Source organism: Streptomyces sp. NPDC048825, from assembly GCF_043198355.1.
Classification (GTDB): Bacteria; Actinomycetota; Actinomycetes; order Streptomycetales; family Streptomycetaceae; genus Streptomyces; species Streptomyces xiangluensis.
Map to the genome: position 1 here is coordinate 435,607 of NZ_JBICUR010000002.1, position 20,235 is coordinate 455,841.

Consider the following 20,235-nt stretch of genomic DNA (forward strand, 5'->3'; position numbering starts at 1 on the left):
CATGCTTGCTTCCTGGTACGACGACCAGGGCCCCGCCGCCGATGTCCTGCACGTCGGCGAACTCCCTGATCCCGTCCCCGGCCCCGGCGAGGTCCGCGTCCGCGTCACCGTCTCGGGCGTCAACCCCGGCGACACCAAGAAACGGCGCGGCTGGCTCGGCTCGTCCATGCCCTACCCGCGAGTGATCCCGCACAGCGACGCCGCCGGAGTCATCGACGCGGTGGGCGCCGGAGTCGACTCCCACCGCGCCGGACAACGGGTCTGGGTATACGGCGCCCAGTCCTACCGCCCCTTCGGCACCGCCGCCCAGTACACCGTCGTACCCGACCACCAGGCCGCACCCCTGCCCGACCACCTCAGTGACGAGTTGGGCGCGAGCCTCGGAATCCCCGGCATCACCGCCCACCGCACCGTCTTCGCCGACGGCCCGGTCGACGGCCAACTGGTCCTGGTCCACGGCGTCCTCGGCGGCGTCGGCTCCCTGGCCGCCCAGCTCGCCCACTGGGCCGGCGCCACCGTGATCGCCACCGTCCGCCGCACCCCGGACCTCGACCACATCGACCCGGCCGTCGTCTCCCACGCCATCGCTCTGGACACCGGCGACCCCGCCACAGCCATCCGCTCGTACGCGCCGCGGGGCGTCGACCGGATCATCGAGGTCGCGCTGTCCGACAACGCCGACCTCGACAACGCCGTCGCCGCCAACAACGCCGTCATCGCCGCCTACGCCACCCGCACGGACCGCACCGAGATCCCCTTCTGGCCACTGCTGTTCAACAACGTCACCCTGCGGCTACTCGGCAGCGACGACTTCCCCGCCGAGGCCAAGCGCCAGGCCGCCCGCGACCTCACCTCCGCCGCCGCCGTCGGCGCCCTCACCGTCGACGTCCGCGACCGCTACCCGCTGGACGACATCGCCAAGGCCCACGACCACGTCGACACCCGCGGTGTCCACGGCCGCATCCTGGTCACCCTCCCCCAATAGCGCAGACTCGGAACACCGGCCCGTCACCAGCAACCCCCGTCTCATTGACGGCTACTGGATCGCTCACCCCACACGACTAGGTTCACTGTCAAAGAAGCCGAAACGACGTGACCCGTCCCGCTGAAGGTGAGCCCGTCTCGGTCCGTCTGAGCCATCCGGTCGCGGGCCTCAGCCCACCTCGGCCATTCGCTGATCCGTCTCGCCCTTCCTGAGCCACCGCCGCGCCCGCCCGCCTGCCTACGGTCGCCGTACCAGGTCAGCGCCGAGTGGGGGTGGCTGGGGATGCGCCGGAACCCGCAGTAGCCACTTTTTTGTGGGTACTTGGCGGCGGGCGATGGCCGGGCGACCCTGGTGAGGACGGCCGGAGGTCCGCGGGATCCTGGTGAGACTTGGGGGGCGATGTGGGTCGGGGGGCTGACTGGGTCTCGGCGAGCTTCTCCAAGCGGCGGTGGCCCCAATCAGAGAGGGGAGCCAACGCCTCGGAGAGTTCCCGACCGAACGCGGTCAAGGAGTACACGGTCTTCAGTGGAAGTTCGTCGTGCACCTCCCGGTGCACCAGTCCGTCGGTCTCCATCTCGCGGAGCGCCTGAGTCAGCACCTTCTCACTGAGGCCCGGCAGTAGCCGACGGAGCTCGCCCGGACGGTGCGGACCGGATTCCAGCAGCCAGAGCAGAGCCGTCTTCCACTTCCCGTCGATCACAGCGATCGCGGCCGTTACCCCGCAGACATTCGGGTCCTGGGCACGACTGCGCGTCATCTTCACCCCATTCGTCAACGATTGCCGATATTTCAACGGAGTTGAATCATGTCCTTACACACCGAACAGTCTGCCGTCACCGTCCTCGGCTTGGGGCCGATGGGCCGATCCCTGGCGGGCGCATTCCTGGATGCCGGCCTGCGAACCACGGTCTGGAACCGGACACCGGGCCGGGACCGGGAGCTGGTCACGCGGGGCGCGGTCAGCTCCCGGTCGGCCGAGGAAGCCGCTGCCGCAAGCAGGCTGACCGTGGTCTGCGTGGTGAACTACGACGCCGCGGACGCCATTCTGCGGCGCGAGGCGGTCACCGACGCGCTCAAGGGCCGCACGGTGGTCAACCTGACTGCCGACACACCGGACCGAGCCCGAGATGCCGCAGCGTGGGCGGCTGAGCACGGCGTTCGCTACCTGGACGGTGCGATCATGACGCCGATCACGACCATCGGCACTCCGGCCGCAGTGTTCATCCACAGCGGCCCGGCGGATCTCTACCGCGAGCACCAGCCCGTCCTGGAGGCACTGGGCGGCACCCATACCCACCTCGGCGAGGAGATCGGCCGGGCGGCGGCATACGACATCGCACTGCTCGACATCTTCTGGACCGCCATGGCGGGCTATGCCCACGCCTTGGCGGTGGCGCGAGCGGAAGGCGTCACCGCGCGGCAGTTGGCGCCGTTCGCCAAGGGTATCGGCGCCATCCTCCCGCCGATCTTCGAAGAGCTCGCGGAGGACGTGGACAACGGAAGGTTCTCCGGCGAGGGCAACCCTCTCACCTCAGCGGTGTCGTCCATGGCCCATATCGTCCACACCTCCGAGGCACACGGCATCGACGCGGGCGTGATGCGCGCGGCAGAAGGTATGGCCCGCCGAGCCATCGGACAGGGCCACGGCACTGACGGGTTCATACGGATCGCCGAGCTCCTGGGCCGTCGCTGAGGAAGACCCGCGGTTCGGGTGGCGGGGCGGACCTCAACTCTCGACGGCGTCCGCGATCTGCAGGGCGGCCCGGGCGGGCGTGAGGTGCGTGGTGTCGACGACCTCGGCCTCGTCGTGCAGCCACGTGCGAGCCGCCTCGGCGTAGGGCCCAAGGTATTTGAGGCGGAACGAGGAGGGGCCGAGAACGGTGTCCCCTCGATGCGCCCGCGAGGGTGCCTTGGTCAGCGTGGAGGACGAAGTGCCGTACCGGAATGGCATGTTGGGCGAGGCCCGTGCTGATCTCGCGCCAGTACTGCTCGGCCAGGACAGTCATTGGGCATCACCAGAGTGCCGCCGGTGTAGTCGAGTACGCGGCGGGCGGTCTCGACGACGAGCGGCCGCCACGGCGGCCAGTGCTGGAAGTTGTCCGTCCCGGGCAGCCCCGGCTTGATGTCCATGAGTGTCTCGCCCACCTTCTCGGCGGGAACACCCGTGAATCCGGGATCAGTCGCTGCACGAGTGGACTGGTCGTCGTCTTGCCTGCGCCGTGGGTGCCGTTGAGCCATACGATCATGGGCCCCGACGCCGGCGCTGCGGCCCTCCGTGAGCCAGAGGTGGATGGCTTGGGCGAGGACGACGGGGCGTAGGGGATGAAGCGTCCGTTTTCCCCTTGACCAGCCGGCTGATTGCGTGTCTGGGCGTTCGGCGGTTCTAAGCGCGCTGAGCCCATTTCGGTGTCCAGAACCCGCTGTCGGGGCGGCCGGCGTACGCAGAGGTGAGGTGGTCACGGAGTGCGGTGAGGGCGGGGTGCGGGTTGTCGGTGCGCCAGATCAGTGAGTGCGGGTAGACCGGGGTCGGGTCACGCAGGGGGATGCGCCGCAGGTCGTGGCCGGCAGGCCAGACCAACGGAGTCTGCTCACTGACAAAGGTGGCCAGCGTCGAGGAGCCCGCGATCGTGTCAAGGAGCGGCTCGATACCGAAGTTGGGGCCGACCGAGTCGATGGTGAGACCGAACGTGGCGGCGAGTTCGTCATAGTAGGCAGCCCACTCGGTGCCAGGCAGGTTGCCGGGCATCCAGATGCGGCGCCCGGCGAGCTGAGCGGGAGTGATCGCGGGCGCGGCGGCGAACTCGTGAGCCGGTCCGGTGAACAGGTGTAGCGGTTCGTCGAAGACCGGAGTCGCCTCGATGCCGTCAGGGAGCCGCCGGCCCGGCATGGTCACGGCGCGGAAGGTCGCGTCGATCGTCCCGGACCGGACGGCGGCGATGGCCGTGTCGGAATCGAACAGGGTCACGACATCAAGTTCGGTCTCGGGATACGCACGGTGGAAGTCCCGCAGTAGCCCCGCCACCGAGACCCTGCGGCCGATCACGTCGACACGCAACGCCCGGCGTCCTGGCCGCACGGAAGCGGCTGCCCGTTCCTCGGCCTGGAGGAGGGCCCGGGCGTAAGGCAGGAACGCCTGCCCGTCGATGGTGAGCCGGGCTCCGCGGGCCGTACGGCTGAACAGCTGCACACCGAGGTCCTTCTCCAGTGCGGCGATGCGCTTGGAGACGGCCTGTGGGGTGATCGACAAGTTGGTGGCGGCTTCTTGGAACTGTCCCGCGTCCACGGCGGCGACGAAGGTGCGCACAGAGGTGAGGTCCACCCGACCATCCTAGGCAGACAACCAATCGTTGAGTCTGATCGGCGAAATGGTTGTTTGGTGCCAGTACTCCAGGCTCGTTTTGATGTCTCTGGTCAACATGTGGTTTGGCAAGGGGCACGGCAGGAGGCGTGCTGCCGGCAGCCGGGTGGCTGCCGGGCTCGTCCTTCAAGGGCTCGAACTGATCACGTTCACGGGCGGTGCGACCCACGGCCGGCCCGTCGGCGTGACCGCGTCGCGACGGGTCGAGCCGTCCCGCCATCTGGCGATGCCGGCAGTGTCCGCAGCGCACGTAAGACGACCGTCTACGCCCTTCAAGCCAAGGTGGAGCCATCACCCTCGCCTCAGACGTGAAGGGCGCATTCGGAGCTGACGCGTGGGCGGGCCCGGCATGACGCTGAGGACCGGTGAGACTGCCGCTGTCGAACTGCGGACCTCTGAGACGGCCCCTCAGCTTGCGTGGGGATGACGGCCGGGACTCGCACCGCACCTGCTCTGATCTATCTGGCCGCGGCGGGCGTACTCGTTCCGGGCCTGGCCCGTGCCGGAACTCGGGCCGAGCCATGAGCCGGGGCGTACGAGGAGTGTTGTGGCTGCCACCAGGGCCGTGACCAGGAATGCGGCACGCAGTCCGTGGCTGTCCGCGAGGGCGCCGAGTGTGGCGGGACCGGTGATGGTGCCCAGGCCCACGAAGAGGATGGTCGCGGTGAAGCCGGTGGAGGGCTTCTCCGGGAAGGTGTAGTAACTCCAGACCGCGAGCAGCGCCGAACCTGCCATGAAGCACGGCCCGTACAGCACCGCGGAGGCGGCCACGGCGGGCAGCGAGCCCGGGGCGATGCCGAGCAGGGCGACAGCCACGGCGAGACCGGTGAACAGCCAGATGTGCGTACGGCGCAGGCCGTGGCGGGTGATGGCATGGCCGGTCAGCGCGCCCGCCGTACCGGCCAGCCCCATCAGGGTCCAGAACAGCGGCGCGGTGGCCGAGCCGGAGCCGGTCTCGTCGGTGATCGCCTCGATCGCGTACGCCCAGTACACGGCGCCCACCAGCCCGTACGAGACCGCCGTGAGATAGAGCGGCACGGCGCGGCGGCACAGGAACCAGCCCCGCCCTGCCCCGGATCGGGCTCGGCCGCCCTCGCTCCCCTTCCGTGTGCCATGCGGCGCCGCTCGGTGTGAACCGCCGGGCAGCACCAGCGCGTTGTAGACCGTGACGACCAGCGCGGCCACGGCGAAGACCGACCAGGCGTGCCGCCAGTGGGAGTGACGCAGCAGCAGGGCGAGCGGTCCCGCGACGACGACGCCGAAGGCGGTGCCGGTGGCGATCACCGCAATGACGCGCTCGCGACGGTTCTGCGGGACCACACGGTCCACCACGTCGGAGTACGGAGCCCAGACCCAGCCGGAACTCATGCCTGCCAGCACCAGACCCGTGGTGAGCGTGGCCGGTTCGCGGGCGACGGCCACCAGGCCCATGCCGGCGGTCGCGCACCCTCCGCCCGTGATCACCATGGAGCGCGGACCGAAACGGGCGACCAGCGTGCCGACCAGGAGCAGGGCCACCACGAAGCCGATGTAACTCGCGCTGCCGATCAGACCAACCGTCGCGACGGACAGACCGAACTCGCGGCGGAACTCGGGGAGATAGAGGCCGTAGCCGTAGCGGGCGAAGCCGAAGGTCACGCCGATGGCGCTGAGTCCGGCGAGACCGACGTGCCACTCGGGGCGACCGATGATGCGTGTCATTTCCATGTCTCAAGCCTGTGAGCTGGGGTGACACCAAACCAGTGGCGGAAACGTCAGGAAACACTAGGTTTACGTCATGGCCAAGGACAAGCCCGCAGGACCGATACACGTTGTGGTCACGCTCCTGGAGGAGACCTCGCTGTTCGAACTCTCGGTGCCCTGCGCCGTGTTCGGCGAGGGGTACGAGCTGACGCTCTGCAGCACCACTCCGGGTGGCATCCAACGAGCGCCCGGCGGGCTGAGCCTGACCGCCGAGCGAGGCGTGGACGCGTTGCGGGACGCCGACCTCGTCGTCGTCCCGGCGTGCGTGATGGACGGCGTGTACGAGCCGCCCGAGGCGCTGCTCGACGAGCTGCGTGCCGCGCACGCCCGGGGGGCGCGGGTGGCATCCCTTTGTTCCGGGGCGTTCGTGCTGGCAGCGGCCGGACTGCTGAACGGGCGCGAGGCCGCCACGCACTGGATGTACGCGGACGAACTGCGCAGCCGCCACCCCCGCGTGCGCGTCAACGAGCGGGCCCTGTACATCGACGACGGCTCCATCCTCACCAGTGCCGGTACGGCGGCCGCCATCGACCTCTGCCTGCATATCGTGCGCCACGACTACGGCTCGGCGGCGGCAGCCGAGGTGGGCCGCCGTATGGTCGTCGCCCCGCACCGGGAGGGCGACCAGTCGCAGTACGCGCCGGCCCGCGCGCCCCGCGTACAGACGTCGGAGCAGGGACTCGCCCCGGTCCTGGACTGGGCTCTGGACCGACTCCAAGCGCCACTGGCTGTAGGAGAGTTGGCGGCTCGGGCCGGAATGAGCACCCGTACCTTCGAGCGGTACTTCGCGCGCGAGGTCGGCACCACTCCGCTGCGCTGGCTCAACCAGCAGCGGCTGGCGCGCGCTCGGGAACTGCTGGAGACCACCGACCTTCCGGTGGACACCGTCGCCCAACGCAGCGGACTGGGCAGCGGCGACGGACTCCGCCAGCACTTCCATCGCGCACTCGGCACCACTCCGGCCGCCTACCGCCGCGCTTTCCGCATGCCGCGCGGGGCTCCGCCCCGGACCCCGTTTCGGGGGCCGGCCCCCGAACCCCCGGTCCTCAAACGCCGGGCGGGCTGATTTTCCGCCGGACGAGCTGATTTCAGCCCGTCGTGGGGCCCCCGCTCGAGCGAAGCCGAGAGTGGGGGAGTTTGAGGACGAGGCCGTTCAGGCCGATGGGGTCTGGGGCGCAGCCCCAGCGGGGCACAGGGGCGGAGCCCCTGGTGGGGGTTCGGGGCAACGCCTCGAGGATGGGACGGGTAGGGGCGGCGGGGGCGAAATCAACTCACTGGATCGTGGAGTCGGGCGGCGGCAGTTGGACCGTGCGGTCCCGGTCGACGGAGTCGACGCCGTCGACCGCCTCCAGGGCCGGGATCCGGTCCTCCGCGACGGTGCCGGAGAGCGTGCCGAGGACCGGCTGCTCTCCGGTGACCGTCAGCCCGGCCTGCCGCAGAGCCTCGACCACCTCCGCGAACCGGTCGGGGTCGACCGCGAGGATGACCCCGACCGGCGCGGACCGGGACGGCTCGCTCACGGAGCCTGGAGCAGGCCCGAGCCGACGTCCCTGACGGGCTGCGCCAGCGGGAACGCGCCTGCCTTCAGACGGGCCACGAGATCGGCCGCGGACCCGTTGGGGTTCGCCTCGGCGAGCAGGGCGAGGACACCGGCGACGTGCGGTGTGGCCATGCTCGTGCCGTTCAGGTTCTGGTATCTGCCGCCAGGGGCGGCCGAGCGCACATCTGTGCCGGGCGCGGCGATGTTGATCTCGCCGCCTTGGCCGTTGATGCCGCCGTTGGAGAAGAACGACGGAGTGAGTGCCCTGTCGAGGGCGGCCACCGCGAGGATGGAGGGACAGTTGGCGGGTCGGCTGACAGGGTGAATGACCGGGGGCCGCTCGCTGTCGTTGCCGGCCGCGGCGACGATCACCGTCCCGCGCTCGAGCGCGCGCCTGGCCAGGATCTCGTACGTCTGCGGGAAGAGCTCACCCGGTCGGACCCGCGCGCCGAGCGACATGGAGATCACCCGCGCGCCGCGGGCGACGGCCCAGGCCATGCCCGCCAGGATCTGGCCGTCCGCGCCGCTGCCCCTGTTGTTGAGGACCTTTCCGGCGAGGATCCGGGCGTCGCAGGCAACGCCGTACCGGGGTCCCTGCTGGGGTTTGGCCGGGCCGGCGACGGTGCCGATGCAGTGGGTGCCGTGTCCGTTGCCGTCCTCGACCGCTTCGCCGACCACGAAGGACATGGTGTCCTCGATGCACCCGACCAGGTCCGGGTGGGTGATGTCCACGCCGGTGTCGAGGACGGCGATCTTCACACCGCGTCCGGTCAGATGGGACAGGTTGGCCCGGATTGCCTGCAGGCCCCAGGTGAAGCTCTGTTCGTCCGAGGCCGGGCCCTGGGCGGCGGCGATTTCGGCCCTGGTGTGGCGGTCGACAACCTCCTCGTCACTGCGGTAGGCCGGGTAGAACTCTGTCGGCGCCTGCGTCGGGGCGGTGATCGGCATGGCGTACACCATGCGCTCCGGCTCCGCCGCGAGGATCGTCGGTTCGGCCTCGGCCGTGGTCACCAGGGCGTGGCGCTGGTCAGGCCGCACCTCGACGACGGCGGCGGCGAGTTCCTCGAAGTGCACCGAGACGTCGGGGCGCTCCAGCAGTTCGGAGACGTTCCCCACCTCGGCTCCGCGGACGCGTTCGACGGACGCGATGTCGGCGGATGAACGCAGTGCGTTCAGTCCGCTTTCCTGGTTGCTCGGGTCGAGCAGGACCACGTACCGACCGGTGTACTCCGCATCCTGGCCGGTGGCGGATGCGTTGGGTCGATTGGGCTGCCCGTCGAAGGCGCGCCTGTCCATGGGTCCGTTCGCCATGTGGTCTTCCCGCTTTCTGTGCGCTCCCCCTGTTTCGTGGACGCGCGCCGAGGCACGGGCTGTCAGACGCCACGGATCGCGGGACGTGGTTCAGTCGTGTATCGACGCGTACGCCGCTGACCTGCAAGGTTGTCCATTGCCGGGCCGTCGGCGTTGCCCCCGTTCACGGTGGCACCGGACACGGAGACCGGCAACTCAGGACCGCCGACGGGTTGTGGGGCTGGTTCACAAGGTTTCGAGCGGCCTCAGTCGAACGGCAGCGCCCGACCGTGCACCACATCGAGCCGGGACACGGCCCGGGTCAGCACGACATACAACCGACGCAGCCCTCGCGCACTCGCCCCGGTGGCTCCCTCCGCCTCGCCCTCTGCCTGTGCATCCCCCTCCGCGATCGCCGCCGGCTCCACGGCGACGACATGGTCGTACTCGAGCCCCTTGGCGACTCCGGCCCCCAACACCGCGATCCGCGCGCCCAGTTCGTCGGGACCCGCCGACTCGATCCCCGCGGCCGCGAGCGCCTCCCGCACCCGTACGACGTCGGAGTCGGCCGTGATGACCCCGATGGACCCAACGCGGGCGAGCGCGTCCCGCACGGCCGCGACGGTCTCTCCGGCGACGTCCGCGGCCTGCCGAATCCTCAACTCGCCGTCGCTTCTCAGTGATCGAGCCGCTGGCACCCGCACATCCAGCCGCGCCAGCAGCCGGTTCGTCAGCTCGACCACCGCCCCCGGCACCCGGAACCCGGTCGTCAACGGCACCACCGCCGCCTCCGGCTTCCCCAACTGCCCGAGCAGTCCGGCCCAGTCGCGTGCGGCCCACGGCGTGGTCCCCTGCGCGAGATCACCGAGTACCGTCAGCGAGCCGAAGGCCGCCCGCCGCCCGATCGCCCGGCACTCCATCGGCGACAGATCCTGCGCCTCGTCGATCACCAAGTGCCCGTAACCCTCCGGGTGTTCGACCAGTCCCGCCACCTCGTCGAGCAGCACGAGATCGGCCGCCGACCACCGCGCCGATTTGTACGACCGAGGCAGCCGGGCCCACAGAATCGCCTTCTGCTCGTCCGCGTCCAGCACCCCGTCGGCCGCCGCGGCCAGCGCGTCCGGATCGGCGAGCAGCTCCGCGACGACCTCCTCCGGCCGCACCGCGGGCCAGGCGCCGTCGACGTACGCGCTGACGGCCCGCGCCCGCTCGATCTTCCGCACCCATGCGTTGGTCACCGGCCCCGCCCGCCGCTCGGCCTGCCGCTGAATGTGCCGCACGACCCGCGTCCGTACACGCTCACGCCCGACGGCGTACGGCGGCTCCTCGTCCCGTACGCCCGCCACGATCCGCGCCAACTCCCCACCGGGCACCCGCCATCGGTAGGAACCGTCCGGCACCGCGAGGTCGCCCGGACCTCCGGCCCGCACACGGGCATACAGCGCCCGGCGCAGCACTTCGGCCATCCGCACGTCGTGCTTCACGACGGCCGCCGCTTCCGTGTCCGTGGCCGTCACGGGGTGGCGGGCGATCTCGTCAGCGAGGGTCGACTGCCGTACGCCCGTCTCGCCGAGCGCGGGCAGCACCTGGGAGATGTAAGAGAGGAAGGTGCGGTTGGGTCCGAGAATCAGCAGGCCGGAGCGCTGGATGCGCTGCGGATAGGTATAGAGGAGGTACGCGGCGCGGTGCAGTCCGACCGCAGTCTTGCCGGTGCCCGGGGCGCCCTGCACACAGACGGAGGTCGCCAGGTCGCCGCGTACGAGATCGTCCTGTTCGGGCTGGATGGTCGCGGCGATGTCGCGCATGGGGCCGACGCGGGGGCGCTCGATCTCGCCCGCGAGGATACGGCTCTGCTGCCGCGACTCCCCCGCACCGGGCCCCGCCCCGAGTTGCTCGTCCTCCAGACCGGTGAGGCCGACGGACTCGCCCCGGCTGCCCGGCGCCCAGCCGAACCGCCGGCGCACGCGGACGCCCTGCGGGTCGCGGGCGGTCGCCTGGTAGAAGGCGCGCGAGACGGGGGCGCGCCAGTCGACGACGAGGGGCGGGGCGGCGGGGTGTTCGCTGATCCTCAGCCGCCCGACGTGGTAGCTCTGCCCGGCGTGTTCACCGCCGTCGAAGTCCAACCGCCCGAAGAACAAGGGCCCTTCGGGCAGCTCGCGCAACTCCTTTGCCTTGCTGCGCAGTTGATACCCGAGCACTTCGGCGTCGGCCCCGGAGGCGGAGACGTCCTCGCCGGTGACGACGTGCTCCTGGGCGCCGTCGATCATCGCCGCGAGGGCGGCTCGGCAGGTTTCGTGATGGGCGCGTTCTTGGGTGAGGGCATGCTGGAGGGAGGGCTCAGGGGACGTCATTCCAGCAAGGATAACGACAAAACGTTACTCGGTTAAATTTCTTATCGAGTCTCAGTGGTGGTGCCGGCAAGCCACGACCCCACTGCGCCTCATGCGTACCGCTTCAACCCCGCCTCCAACTGCCGAAAGGCCAGCCCCGCCGCGGCGACGGCATCCGCCCGGACCTCCTCCGCGCGCTCCCCCGCCGCCATCCGCCGTACGTTCTCCATCGCGAGGATCCGCCGCACGGCGACAATCTGCCCGGCGGCGAGCCGGGCCTCCAGGTCCCCGCCGAGGGCGCGGGCGAGAGCCTCCTCGGACCGCTCCAGAAACCCGTACAGCCGGGCAACGAGCGAGGGCGTCCCATAGAGCAGCCGGTGAAAGGCAAGCACGGGCTCCGCGTCATTGAGCCCGGTGACGGGATCACACCGCTCCAGCCCCTCGAGGAAGTGCACCCGCAGCGCATCGAGCGGCGACTGCCCCTCACTCCGGTCGTCAACGACCCGCGCGGCCTCCTGCTCATGATCGGCGAACCGGTGCAGGACCAGGTCCTCCTTGGCCGGGAAGTACCGGAAAAGGGTCGGCTTGGAGATCTCGGCGGCGGCGGCGATCTCGGCGACCGACACCTTCTCGAACCCCTTCTCAAGAAACAGCGCGATGGCCACGTCGGAGACCGCCTGATACATCCGCTGCTTCTTGCGCTCGCGCAGACCTGTGTCGCGCAGTCCTGGGTCGCTCATGCGGACGAGCGTACGCAGGAACGGCTCGCCGTCCTTACCGCGCGTGCTTCATGCCGGGCTCGCGCTCCCGGTACCACTGTGCGAGCGCACCTTTGATCCTCCGCAGGGTCGGCACCCTCTCCAGGCCGAGCGGATCGGCGGCGGCGGTGAGGACGTTGCGGACTTTCCTGCCCGCCTGGGAGAGGCGGATCGGGTTGGGCTCCTGGCCGGTCTCAACAGGCTCAAGTCGCTCAGGGGGAGCAGGAGGAGGGGACAGCGACAGGGACACCCGGATGACATCGGTGAAGACCGACTGGGCCCTCTTGTAGTCGAGCAGCTTCGGCAGATCCTCTCTCCAGCCGGCCGAACTGCCGGGCCTGACTCCCTCGACGACCTCGCACCACAGCTCGGCCATCCGGCGCTCCTGATGCTTCGGGTAGCGCATCAGGTAGAGATGCGTGGCCAGGTCGTAGAGCGGATCACCGAGCATCGCCAGCTCCCAGTCGATGGTCCAGAGCCGGCCCTCACGATCGATGATGAAGTTCTCACGGTGCAGATCGGCGTACAGGAAGCAGAAGGGCCGCTCGCTCAGACCGGACACGTGTTTACGGAGGCGTTTGAAGGAGTCGCCGTCCACGCCGAGCGCGCTGAACAGGTCTTCGAAGTGCTCGAGGTTCGCCCCGTACACGCGCTGCTCGGTGAAGTGGATGAGCCGTTCAAGGAAACCCGAGGTGTCGCCGTCCATAGCCCGGTCCTCGGGCGCACATGTCCGCCGCACAGGAAGCGTGCCGGGCGTGATCTGGACCAATTGCCGGAAGAGTTCGACGATTTGACCAAGGGCGGACGGGGAAATCACCCGGCCCGCCCTGCAGTGCCATCCCAGCGTCTCTCCCTCGATGAACCGCTGCAGAAGGACGGTCCCCGCCTGGATGATGTCGGGGATGCCCCCGATGCGCCCCTGCAGGACGGTCAGCAACTCCTCCTCCGAGGCGAAGCAGCGCCGGTCGAACCAGAGCAGATTGCTGCGCGGCTCACGGCACTTCCAGCGGACCTGCGACGCTTCCCCGGCCTCGCCGGGCAGCGGAAACACATACGTCTCGTGGTGGTGGCCCTGGAGAGGTCCTTCGACCACGCTCGCGCTGCCACTCACCTCAACGGCCCGGAGATATGTCATACGCCCGCAGAGAGCCCGGCCCGACTGGTGCTGCCCTGGTCCCCGTACGGCAACGCGCGGGCAAGATAGGGGTTCGCGGTAGCGCGAATGGGCAGCCCGAGTGACCCCTTGGCCACCGCGAGCGTCACTGCGTACGAGTCCACCGCCCTGCGGACGTTCGGGGCGTCGAGGCTGACACCGGTGACCAGGCGGTCGAGATCCACGTAGGCGGAGCGGACGCTCTCGATCCACTGGTACACGCGCCAGTCCTGCCGCCAGTCCTTCGTGTGCGTGCTAGGAAGCTTCTGCGCCCAGCGGCGGAACATGCGCTCGCGGATCTCGGGCTGGGTCGGGGTGAGATGCATGTGCCGGACCAGGTCGTACAGCGGGTCGCCGACCATCGCCATCTCCCAGTCGATGATGGTGAGGGCGAATGCGTCGTCGCGGCGCACGAGGTTCCAGGGGTTCAGATCACCGTGCAGCAGGGCCGGCGAGCGCGGTGTCACGCGATGCCCGGACAGGATCTCACTGAGCCGGGGCGCATCGGGCAGGCCGAGGTGGCGGGCCACCTGCTTCGATTCCCTGGGCAATTCCTGGACCAGCGCCACCAGTTGCTTGCTCAGCCAGTCGTAGAACTTCCACCCGTCCCAGACCTCACCGATCGGGTCCAGAGGGGCGTAATCGACCTCGGTCAACGCGCAGAGCTGGTCCACGAGCCCGTCCGCCTCATGAGGCAGCAGTCCGTGCACCGGATGGCTGGGGGGCTGATCACCGTCGGACGGACCGACATAGGTGTGAATGGCGAATGGGTCGTTCTGATAGCTCGTGCCCAGGGCGAGCACCCGTGGCGCCGTCACCGCGACCCGGGACCGTTCGATGGCCCGAAGCACGGCGTGCTCGCTGAGAAAGCTGGGCTCTCGGCGGCTGATCGATGCCACCTTGCGGCGAACTACGACTGGAAAGTCGACACCCGGAACCCGGACCACCGAGTTGAGGTGTGCGGTGCCCTTGAACACCCGGCTCGCGGGTGCCGCCCCCTCCGCGATCAACGCGTCGAATACCGCGGGCTTCGGAAAGTCGGGATGCTCCGGCAGCCGCTTGTCCGGATCCCAGCTGATGACGTTGACCGACCGGGGACCCGGGAGCCGATCACGCCGGGACGCCTGCCATCGGAAGAGAACCCTCTCGATCTCCGTCTCGCTCGCCACACTGGCGAGTCGTAGCGGTTTCGCGGCGGCTTCCAGAGCACGGCGCACGGATGCCGTCGCCTCGTCCAGGCTCTTCTGGTCGAACGATTCCTCCAGGGACTTCGCCGCACGCATCACATCGGGGTAGACGGACTGGGCCCGCTCGAAGTCGATGTAGTGGCGCAGGTCCTTGGCGAGGCCGTTCACGGCGACAGGACGCGTTGCCTGTACGGCCTCGGCCCATGCGTCGATGACCTCATCCCACTGAAAGTCGGGGTACCTCATGCGGACGAGATGCGTGGCGAGGTCATGCAGAGGGTCACCGTAGGACGCGAGTTCCCAGTCGACGCAGATCAGGGGCGGAGCACCGCTGTAGGTCACGATCACGTTGTCCCGGTGGAGATCCGCGTGGAGCAGGCTGTACGGGCGGCGCGCCATCGCGGGCACCCGGTCGGCCAGACGCGTCAGGGCATCCTCGGGGATGCCCAAGGCCGCGAACAGCCCGCCGAAAGCAGGCCAATTGGGCTGACGGATCTGCCGGTCCGCGAGACGCGCCAGCGTACGCAGGAACCCCTGGCTGTCCTTGTCGTTACGCGGCCAGGCATCGGGCAATCGCGGCAACGCCTCTCTGCGCACCTGGGACATCTGTGCCAGCAGCTCGGCCAGCGCCTTGATCAGCAGCCTGTCGACCGGCTTGCCGTTCGGGCACACGTTGGAGAGGGGGACACCCTCCACATAGCTGTGGACAGCGGAGCCGCCGCGCTCGGCCAGGCACTCCGGTACGTGGCGCAGGACACCCTTGATGGCGTTCAGAATCTCCGATTCGTGCTGCCAGGTCCTGATCACGACCGGCACAGCCTCGGGCTTACGGATCCGCACCGTCACGGTTGTGCCGGCATCTCGCCGCACATGGCGGGCCATGTCCTCTGTCAGAGGCAGCACATAGTTGCGGTTGTGATGACCACCGCTCATCACCCCGTGCTTTTTCGCCTGGTCCACAAACTCGTCGTAGGCCCGATCGGCGGGCAGCTCCCAGGAGACGCGGCTGGGATCAGGCAATGTGCGCACTGGCCGCTCCTGGCTGACGTTCGAAGGTGAGCACACCCTAGCGTCGGCGGAGATCACTCACGAGCGGAGTCCGTTAACTGTTGGTCTCAATGAGGTATACGAGCCCCCAGGGATGGGCATGATGGTGAGATTCAGCCCGCTTACGCTCACTCCACTGCGGTCACTCCGCGAGCAGGTTCCAGACGGAGTCGAACCAGGACTGCATGCTAGCTACGGAGACTGACCCCTGCGAATTCGCGTCGTCGTCCTTGACGTAGTGCGTGAGGGTGGCCCCGAAGCCGAGCACGTCGAGGGCTTCTATCTCCTCGCCGTTTTCCAGCTCGATGCGGCGCTCGAGCACCTCGTACGGTCCGTGCAGCACTTCGGCACCATTGAACAGGTAAAGCTTGAACGTAGGGGTCAGCGGTGCATGCCGGACCTCGATGTCAACCGTGGGAACCAGGCCCTCGGTCCGCAGTTCCCGTAGGGCACCTCGCAGCGACGCCGTGTGCAGGCGGGTGATGTCCAGCAGGCGTTGCCGCATGACCTCGCTGTAAGCGGGGTCCTTGGCTCGTGGGTAGGGAAGTTCGAGCGTCTCGGACGGGAGCAGCATGCGCAGGGCGATGCGCTGCGGCGCTATCTCCCTTGCGCGGATCCGTTCGGCCTGCAGCTTTACGTGGGCGTTGAGGGACTCGGACGTCAGCGTGTAGACGTCCAGGGTGACTTCGCGTTGCTCGAAAGCCTGATTGATGAGACGGCCCAACGTCACGGCGCGGCCCACACGTGCGGCGTCCGCCGTCGGGGATTGTATCCGCTGGGTCTTGATCACCCGTGTGCCGCTGCCCTGGCGGGACTCAATCCATCCCTCGCCAGCCAACGCCTTCAGAACTCGCTGCACAGTGTCCCGGGAAACGCTGAAGTGTTCGGCGAGCTCTCGCTGCGGCGGCAGACGGTTGCCGACCTCATACGTGCCGTCGGTCAAGCGAGTCCGCAGCGCGTCCAGCACACGCTCGAACTCCCTGCCGCCCCCATCGCCGACCCAGCCCTCAGTCACACACCGACCGTACCTCTTCCAGTCGACAAGCAAACCAGTTCCAGTCAACTTAACAGTCCAACAAGCCTGCCTGTTAAGGGATCAGAGAAACCGGGCACATCCAATCTTAGTCAACCAGCCCAATTGGCCGACTAGTTGATCGCTTCACTGGAAGTGTCAGAGACAAAGGGGTGGGGCCATGGTCTTCTTCCAACTGCTGTCCGTCGTAATGGGCCTCGGGATAGAGCAGTTGATCCAGTGGCGATACGGGGCTATGGGCCTCGTCTGTCTGGTGCTGATCACCTGGGGGATCCGGGCCCGCAACTCGACGTGCCTGACCGTCGCCGCCGTGCTGTTCGTGCTGTTGATGGCTCAGGCCTGAGAACTGGTCCACGTGGCAAGCCGGTTCCACACCGAGTTGGACCAGTCCTGCATGCTGTTCACGAAGAAGGTTCCACTGATCATCGGTCCCAGCCGCATAGGACCCGACTTCGCGCTCCGCCCCGTCGTGGTCTGTATCCGCTGGTCAAGCAAGTCCGCAGCGCGTCTAGCACACGCTCGAACTCCCTGCCACCTCCATCGCCGACCCAGCACTCAGCCACACACCGACCGTACCTTCGCCAATCATCAAGCAACCAGCCCAATTGGGTGCGCGATCGTTCCTCTCACCGCCTCCGGTCGCGGAGCAACTTCAGGAGGGGCTCGAACGACCCCACGACCACTTCGGCACCGGCCTTCCGCAGCACCTTCTCCTTGGTCTCGTTACGCGCGTAGCCCATGAAACGGACTCCGGCGCTCTGGGCCGCCTGGAAATCTGTTGCCGTGTCACCGATCATGAGCGTTTCGGAGGGCTCGGCGCCCAGGGCGCTCAGGGCGCGGTTCAGGCAGTGGGGATGCGGCTTCAGGAGCGAGAGGTCCTGCGTACGGCCGTAGATGTGCGGGGCGAAGCACTCGGACAGGCCTCGGGTGGCCAGGTAACGGGTGGCTGCCAGCGGGGAGTTGTTGGTCGCGACGGCCAGCCGCGCCCCCAGCGCGTACCAGGTCTGGATCAGCACATCCACGTGGGCGGTGGGGTATGCCGACTCCACGGCTCTCAGCTCCTGCAGGGTAAGACGTTTCTCCAGCTCGAAAACCAGATCACTGTCAGGATGCCGACGATCGACCATCCGCAGCACGACGTGCGGATCGGGTTCTCTCTGCTCCTCCTCCGTGAGGAGCCCACGCAGCCCTCTCTCCTCGAGCCACCGCACCTGGTTCTTGGCCACCTGCTCCGCCGTGTGCCCCGCGAACAACTTGCATATCGGGCCGTCGAAGTCGAAGAGCACGAAGCGCGCTCCGGCGATCAATCCCCTCAGTTTCTCTGTCACTTGCCCTGTCTCTGCTGTCACCAGCTCAGTCTGCTGCCTCGTATCAGGAGTCACTAGGAGAGTGTCAGGTCAGTGGTGATGGTTGCCCAGAGGGCGTCGAACCACTTCTGGGATTCGGCGACGAAGGCCGCATCCCGTTCGCCGGCGGATTTCTCGAAGGAGAAGAGAAGGGACTTGGAGCCCAGTGTGTCGTACATGTCCAGGGTTCCGCTGTCCCACTCCTCCTCGCGCCGCGTCAGCATGTAGTACGCGATCAGGGCCTCGACCCCGTTGAGCAGGTAGAGCTTCACCGGCGGTGTGAACGGCAGCGCGCGGAACGTCACGTGGACGTCGATGCCATGGGAGGCGCGCAGGGACTGGAGGTTGTGGCGCAGGACATGGCCTTGGGCATTGCGCTGGGCCAGCCAGCGCTTGTGGACCTGGTCGTCATCGCTGCGGCCCCCCACGGCGACGGGGAAGGCCAGGTTGATCTCCCGGGACGGCAGCAGGATGCGTACGTCGATGGATTCCGGGCGGATGCTGCCTTCGTGGATGTGGCGCACCGGTTCGGCCAGGGCAGTTAGCAGGGTCTCGGCAGTGAGGCAGGCCGCGTCGATGCGTACGTGCTTGGCCGCGAAGGCCTCCATCAGCTGCGGGGCCAGGCCCACCATCGTCGGCTGGGGCTCGTCGGTGGGCGGTGACACCTCGGCGATACGCGGCGGGCTGCCCTTGCTGACGTTGCTGAGCAGGCCGTCTTCCTGGAGGGCGCGGAGGGCCTGGCGGACCGTGCCGCGTTCCACGCCGAACTCCTCGGCGAGTTCGGCCTGCGTGGGCAGCCGGTCACCCGCCTTCAGTTCGCCGCCGCGGATGCGGTCCCTCAGGATGTCGGCGATCTCCTGGGGCGAGAGCCTTCTGCTGCCGTTCACTGCGACGTTCTCCTGGGTCACGACCAAACGCTACAACTTTGCTCCATCTTAGGCGAGTTGTTCGGGAGTTGTTGATTAGCTCCAACCAACTCCGGGTAAGTTATTCAATGTTGGCAACCAACTAAGCCAAGATGGCGGAATGCCCCCCTCCTTTCGCAACCACTTGGCAGATACGCAGTACGCGCCCGAAGTGCCCGCTCTGCCCGCCTTGCCCCTGGAAGCCCGCCACTCCCCGAAGGAGGATCCACCATGCCCGCCATCGCCTTCATCTCCGCAGTCTTCGTCGTCGGTTTCGAGGAGCTCGTCGAGTGGCAGTACGGTCCCGTCGGCATCCTGGGCCTGCTTCTGCTCAGCATCGGGATCAAGGCCAAAAGCCCCGCCTGCAGCTCGATCGGAGCGGTGCTGCTCGCCATACTCGTGTCGGGCCCGGCCCTGTGAGCTGGGAAGACCCCGCCCCGAAAGAGCCACTGCCCGAAGATCCTCAGCTCGAAGACCCACCCGTGGGAGACCTCAGCTCGTGAGCTCCAGCTCCAAGCTGATGGTCTCCCACAGTGCGTTGAACCACAGATGCGACTGCTCTACGAAGGTGGTGTCCCGCAGTGCGGGCCCCTGCTCGAAGGGGAACAGCATGGACTGCGTACCTTCGGCGTCGTACATCTCCAGGTACTCGTGGTCGATCTCCTCGCCGCGCCGCGTGAGCGTGTAGTACGCGAACAGCGCCTCCGCCCCGTTGAGCAGGTACAGCTTCACCGGCGGCGTGAACGGCAGCGCGCGGAACGTCACATGGACGTCGATACCGTGTGTGGCCCGTAAGGCCAGCAGGTTGTGGCGGAGCACCTGGCCCTGGGCGTTGCGCTGGGCCAGCCAGCGCTCGTGCACCAGGTCGTCATCACTGCCGCCGTCCACCGGGACGGGGAAGGCGAGGTCGATGTCGCGGCTCGGCAGCAGGACCCGGACGTCGACCTTGGCCGGTTTCAGACGGCCCTCGTGAATGAGGCGGAGGGGTTCGCCCATGGCGAGCGTGAGGGAGACCGCCGTCAGGCACAGGGCGTCGATCTCCACGTGCTGGGCCGCGAAGGCGTCCGCTATCCGCGGTGCCAGCGCGACCATGGTGGGCTGCGGCGTCTCCGGCCCTGGCAGGGTCTTGTCCACGTCCTGGGCGACAGTCGCCGGGCTCCCTTTGGACACGTTGGACAGCAGGTGCTCCGACTGCAGGATGCGCAGCGCCTGGCGTACGGCACCGCGTTCGACGCCGAACTCGTCGGCCAGCTTGGCCTGCGTGGGCATGCGCTGGCCCGGCTGCAGCTCTCCGGACCTGATCCGGCTGCGCAGCGCGTCAGCGACCTCTCGGTGCGATCGCTGTGGTCGCTGGGGCCGTTGAGACCGATTCCGCCCATTGACGGCGGCGTGTTTCGCGTCCACAACCAAACAGTACAACTTTGCGCCATCTTTGGGCAGTTCCATGGAAGGTGGTTATGAGACGTTCCCAAGCGGAGATAAGTCCAGTGGAGTTGGTCGCCAACTTCAGCAACATGGCCAGACTTTCGCAGAAGTTGGTCACCACCGGTGACTGGATCG

Annotated in this window: 17 protein-coding genes and 2 pseudogenes; 5 read left to right on the forward strand and 14 right to left on the reverse strand. The window is 68.2% G+C overall.

The features are described 5' to 3' along the window. Position 1 precedes the first annotated feature (1 nt). The gene (locus ACGFNK_RS07400) at positions 2-985 is read left to right on the forward strand and encodes an NADPH:quinone reductase (protein WP_393412839.1); all 984 of its coding nucleotides are present in this window, start codon (positions 2-4) and stop codon (positions 983-985) included. Between the two features lie 415 nt (positions 986-1,400). On the opposite strand, the pseudogene ACGFNK_RS07405 reads toward ACGFNK_RS07400, so the two are convergent. After that, positions 1,401-1,742: pseudogene (locus tag ACGFNK_RS07405) on the reverse strand (winged helix-turn-helix transcriptional regulator); the annotation flags it as partial. Positions 1,743-1,790: 48 nt separating this feature from the next. On the opposite strand from ACGFNK_RS07405, the gene ACGFNK_RS07410 reads away from it, so the two are divergent. Next, positions 1,791-2,678 carry an NAD(P)-dependent oxidoreductase gene (locus ACGFNK_RS07410; RefSeq protein WP_393412841.1) on the forward strand — a complete coding sequence of 296 codons (888 nt, stop codon included), beginning with the start codon at positions 1,791-1,793 and terminating at the stop codon, positions 2,676-2,678. Positions 2,679-2,711: 33 nt separating this feature from the next. Here ACGFNK_RS07410 and ACGFNK_RS07415 read toward each other — a convergent pair. The 3 genes and pseudogenes from ACGFNK_RS07415 to ACGFNK_RS07425 all read right to left on the reverse strand — a co-directional run bounded on the left by ACGFNK_RS07415 (position 2,712) and on the right by ACGFNK_RS07425 (position 6,050). Beyond that, positions 2,712-3,231 (reverse strand): annotated as a pseudogene (locus tag ACGFNK_RS07415) (ATP-binding protein). A 137-nt stretch (positions 3,232-3,368) separates the two neighbouring features. After that, positions 3,369-4,304 carry a LysR family transcriptional regulator gene (locus ACGFNK_RS07420; RefSeq protein ID WP_393412843.1) on the reverse strand — a complete coding sequence of 312 codons (936 nt, stop codon included), beginning with the start codon at positions 4,302-4,304 and terminating at the stop codon, positions 3,369-3,371. A 447-nt stretch (positions 4,305-4,751) separates the two neighbouring features. Next, the gene (locus ACGFNK_RS07425) at positions 4,752-6,050 is read right to left on the reverse strand and encodes an MFS transporter (RefSeq protein WP_393412845.1); all 1,299 of its coding nucleotides are present in this window, start codon (positions 6,048-6,050) and stop codon (positions 4,752-4,754) included. Positions 6,051-6,120: 70 nt separating this feature from the next. Here ACGFNK_RS07425 and ACGFNK_RS07430 point away from each other — a divergent pair, with 70 nt between their 5' ends. Continuing rightward, a complete protein-coding gene (locus ACGFNK_RS07430; RefSeq protein WP_393412847.1) occupies positions 6,121-7,152 on the forward strand; it encodes a GlxA family transcriptional regulator in 1,032 nt (343 codons plus the stop codon). Between the two features lie 205 nt (positions 7,153-7,357). On the opposite strand, the gene ACGFNK_RS07435 is transcribed toward ACGFNK_RS07430, so the two are convergent. The 7 genes from ACGFNK_RS07435 to ACGFNK_RS07465 all read right to left on the reverse strand — a co-directional run bounded on the left by ACGFNK_RS07435 (position 7,358) and on the right by ACGFNK_RS07465 (position 16,406). Further along, entirely contained in the window at positions 7,358-7,606 is a 249-nt protein-coding gene (locus ACGFNK_RS07435; RefSeq protein WP_393412849.1) for a hypothetical protein, read from the reverse strand. Continuing rightward, complete coding sequence (locus tag ACGFNK_RS07440; RefSeq protein ID WP_393412851.1) at positions 7,603-8,937, reverse strand: S8 family serine peptidase; 1,335 nt, start codon at positions 8,935-8,937, stop codon at positions 7,603-7,605. Before ACGFNK_RS07440 ends, ACGFNK_RS07435 begins: the two co-directional genes overlap by 4 nt. Positions 8,938-9,182: 245 nt before the next feature. Beyond that, positions 9,183-11,267 (reverse strand): HelD family protein, encoded by a 2,085-nt coding sequence (locus tag ACGFNK_RS07445; RefSeq protein ID WP_393412853.1) that lies wholly within the window; start codon positions 11,265-11,267, stop codon positions 9,183-9,185. An 89-nt stretch (positions 11,268-11,356) separates the two neighbouring features. Then, entirely contained in the window at positions 11,357-11,971 is a 615-nt protein-coding gene (locus tag ACGFNK_RS07450) for a TetR/AcrR family transcriptional regulator (protein WP_393413283.1), read from the reverse strand. Between the two features lie 49 nt (positions 11,972-12,020). Continuing rightward, positions 12,021-13,139, reverse strand: a complete 1,119-nt coding sequence (locus ACGFNK_RS07455; RefSeq protein ID WP_393412855.1) for a phosphotransferase — start codon at positions 13,137-13,139, stop codon at positions 12,021-12,023. Next, positions 13,136-15,277 carry a phosphotransferase family protein gene (locus ACGFNK_RS07460; protein WP_393413285.1) on the reverse strand — a complete coding sequence of 714 codons (2,142 nt, stop codon included), beginning with the start codon at positions 15,275-15,277 and terminating at the stop codon, positions 13,136-13,138. The genes ACGFNK_RS07455 and ACGFNK_RS07460 overlap by 4 nt, the downstream gene beginning before the upstream one ends. 256 nt (positions 15,278-15,533) lie before the next feature. Further along, positions 15,534-16,406, reverse strand: coding sequence for a winged helix-turn-helix domain-containing protein (locus ACGFNK_RS07465; protein ID WP_393412857.1), 873 nt, complete (start codon positions 16,404-16,406; stop codon positions 15,534-15,536). Between the two features lie 178 nt (positions 16,407-16,584). Between ACGFNK_RS07465 and ACGFNK_RS07470 the strand changes: the two genes are divergently transcribed. Continuing rightward, entirely contained in the window at positions 16,585-16,767 is a 183-nt protein-coding gene (locus ACGFNK_RS07470) for a hypothetical protein (RefSeq protein ID WP_393412859.1), read from the forward strand. A 283-nt stretch (positions 16,768-17,050) separates the two neighbouring features. Here ACGFNK_RS07470 and ACGFNK_RS07475 read toward each other — a convergent pair whose 3' ends face one another. Beyond that, on the reverse strand, positions 17,051-17,773 hold the full coding sequence (locus ACGFNK_RS07475; protein WP_393412861.1) for an HAD family hydrolase: 723 nt from the start codon (positions 17,771-17,773) through the stop codon (positions 17,051-17,053). Positions 17,774-17,805: 32 nt separating this feature from the next. Beyond that, positions 17,806-18,684 (reverse strand): winged helix-turn-helix domain-containing protein, encoded by an 879-nt coding sequence (locus tag ACGFNK_RS07480; RefSeq protein ID WP_386342631.1) that lies wholly within the window; start codon positions 18,682-18,684, stop codon positions 17,806-17,808. A gap of 222 nt (positions 18,685-18,906) precedes the next feature. Here ACGFNK_RS07480 and ACGFNK_RS07485 point away from each other — a divergent pair, with 222 nt between their 5' ends. Beyond that, on the forward strand, positions 18,907-19,095 hold the full coding sequence (locus ACGFNK_RS07485; protein ID WP_165339950.1) for a hypothetical protein: 189 nt from the start codon (positions 18,907-18,909) through the stop codon (positions 19,093-19,095). A 72-nt stretch (positions 19,096-19,167) separates the two neighbouring features. Here the strand turns inward: ACGFNK_RS07485 and ACGFNK_RS07490 are convergent, their stop codons facing one another. Then, a complete protein-coding gene (locus ACGFNK_RS07490) occupies positions 19,168-20,121 on the reverse strand; it encodes a winged helix-turn-helix domain-containing protein (protein ID WP_393412864.1) in 954 nt (317 codons plus the stop codon). Between the last annotated feature and the right edge of the window lie 114 nt (positions 20,122-20,235).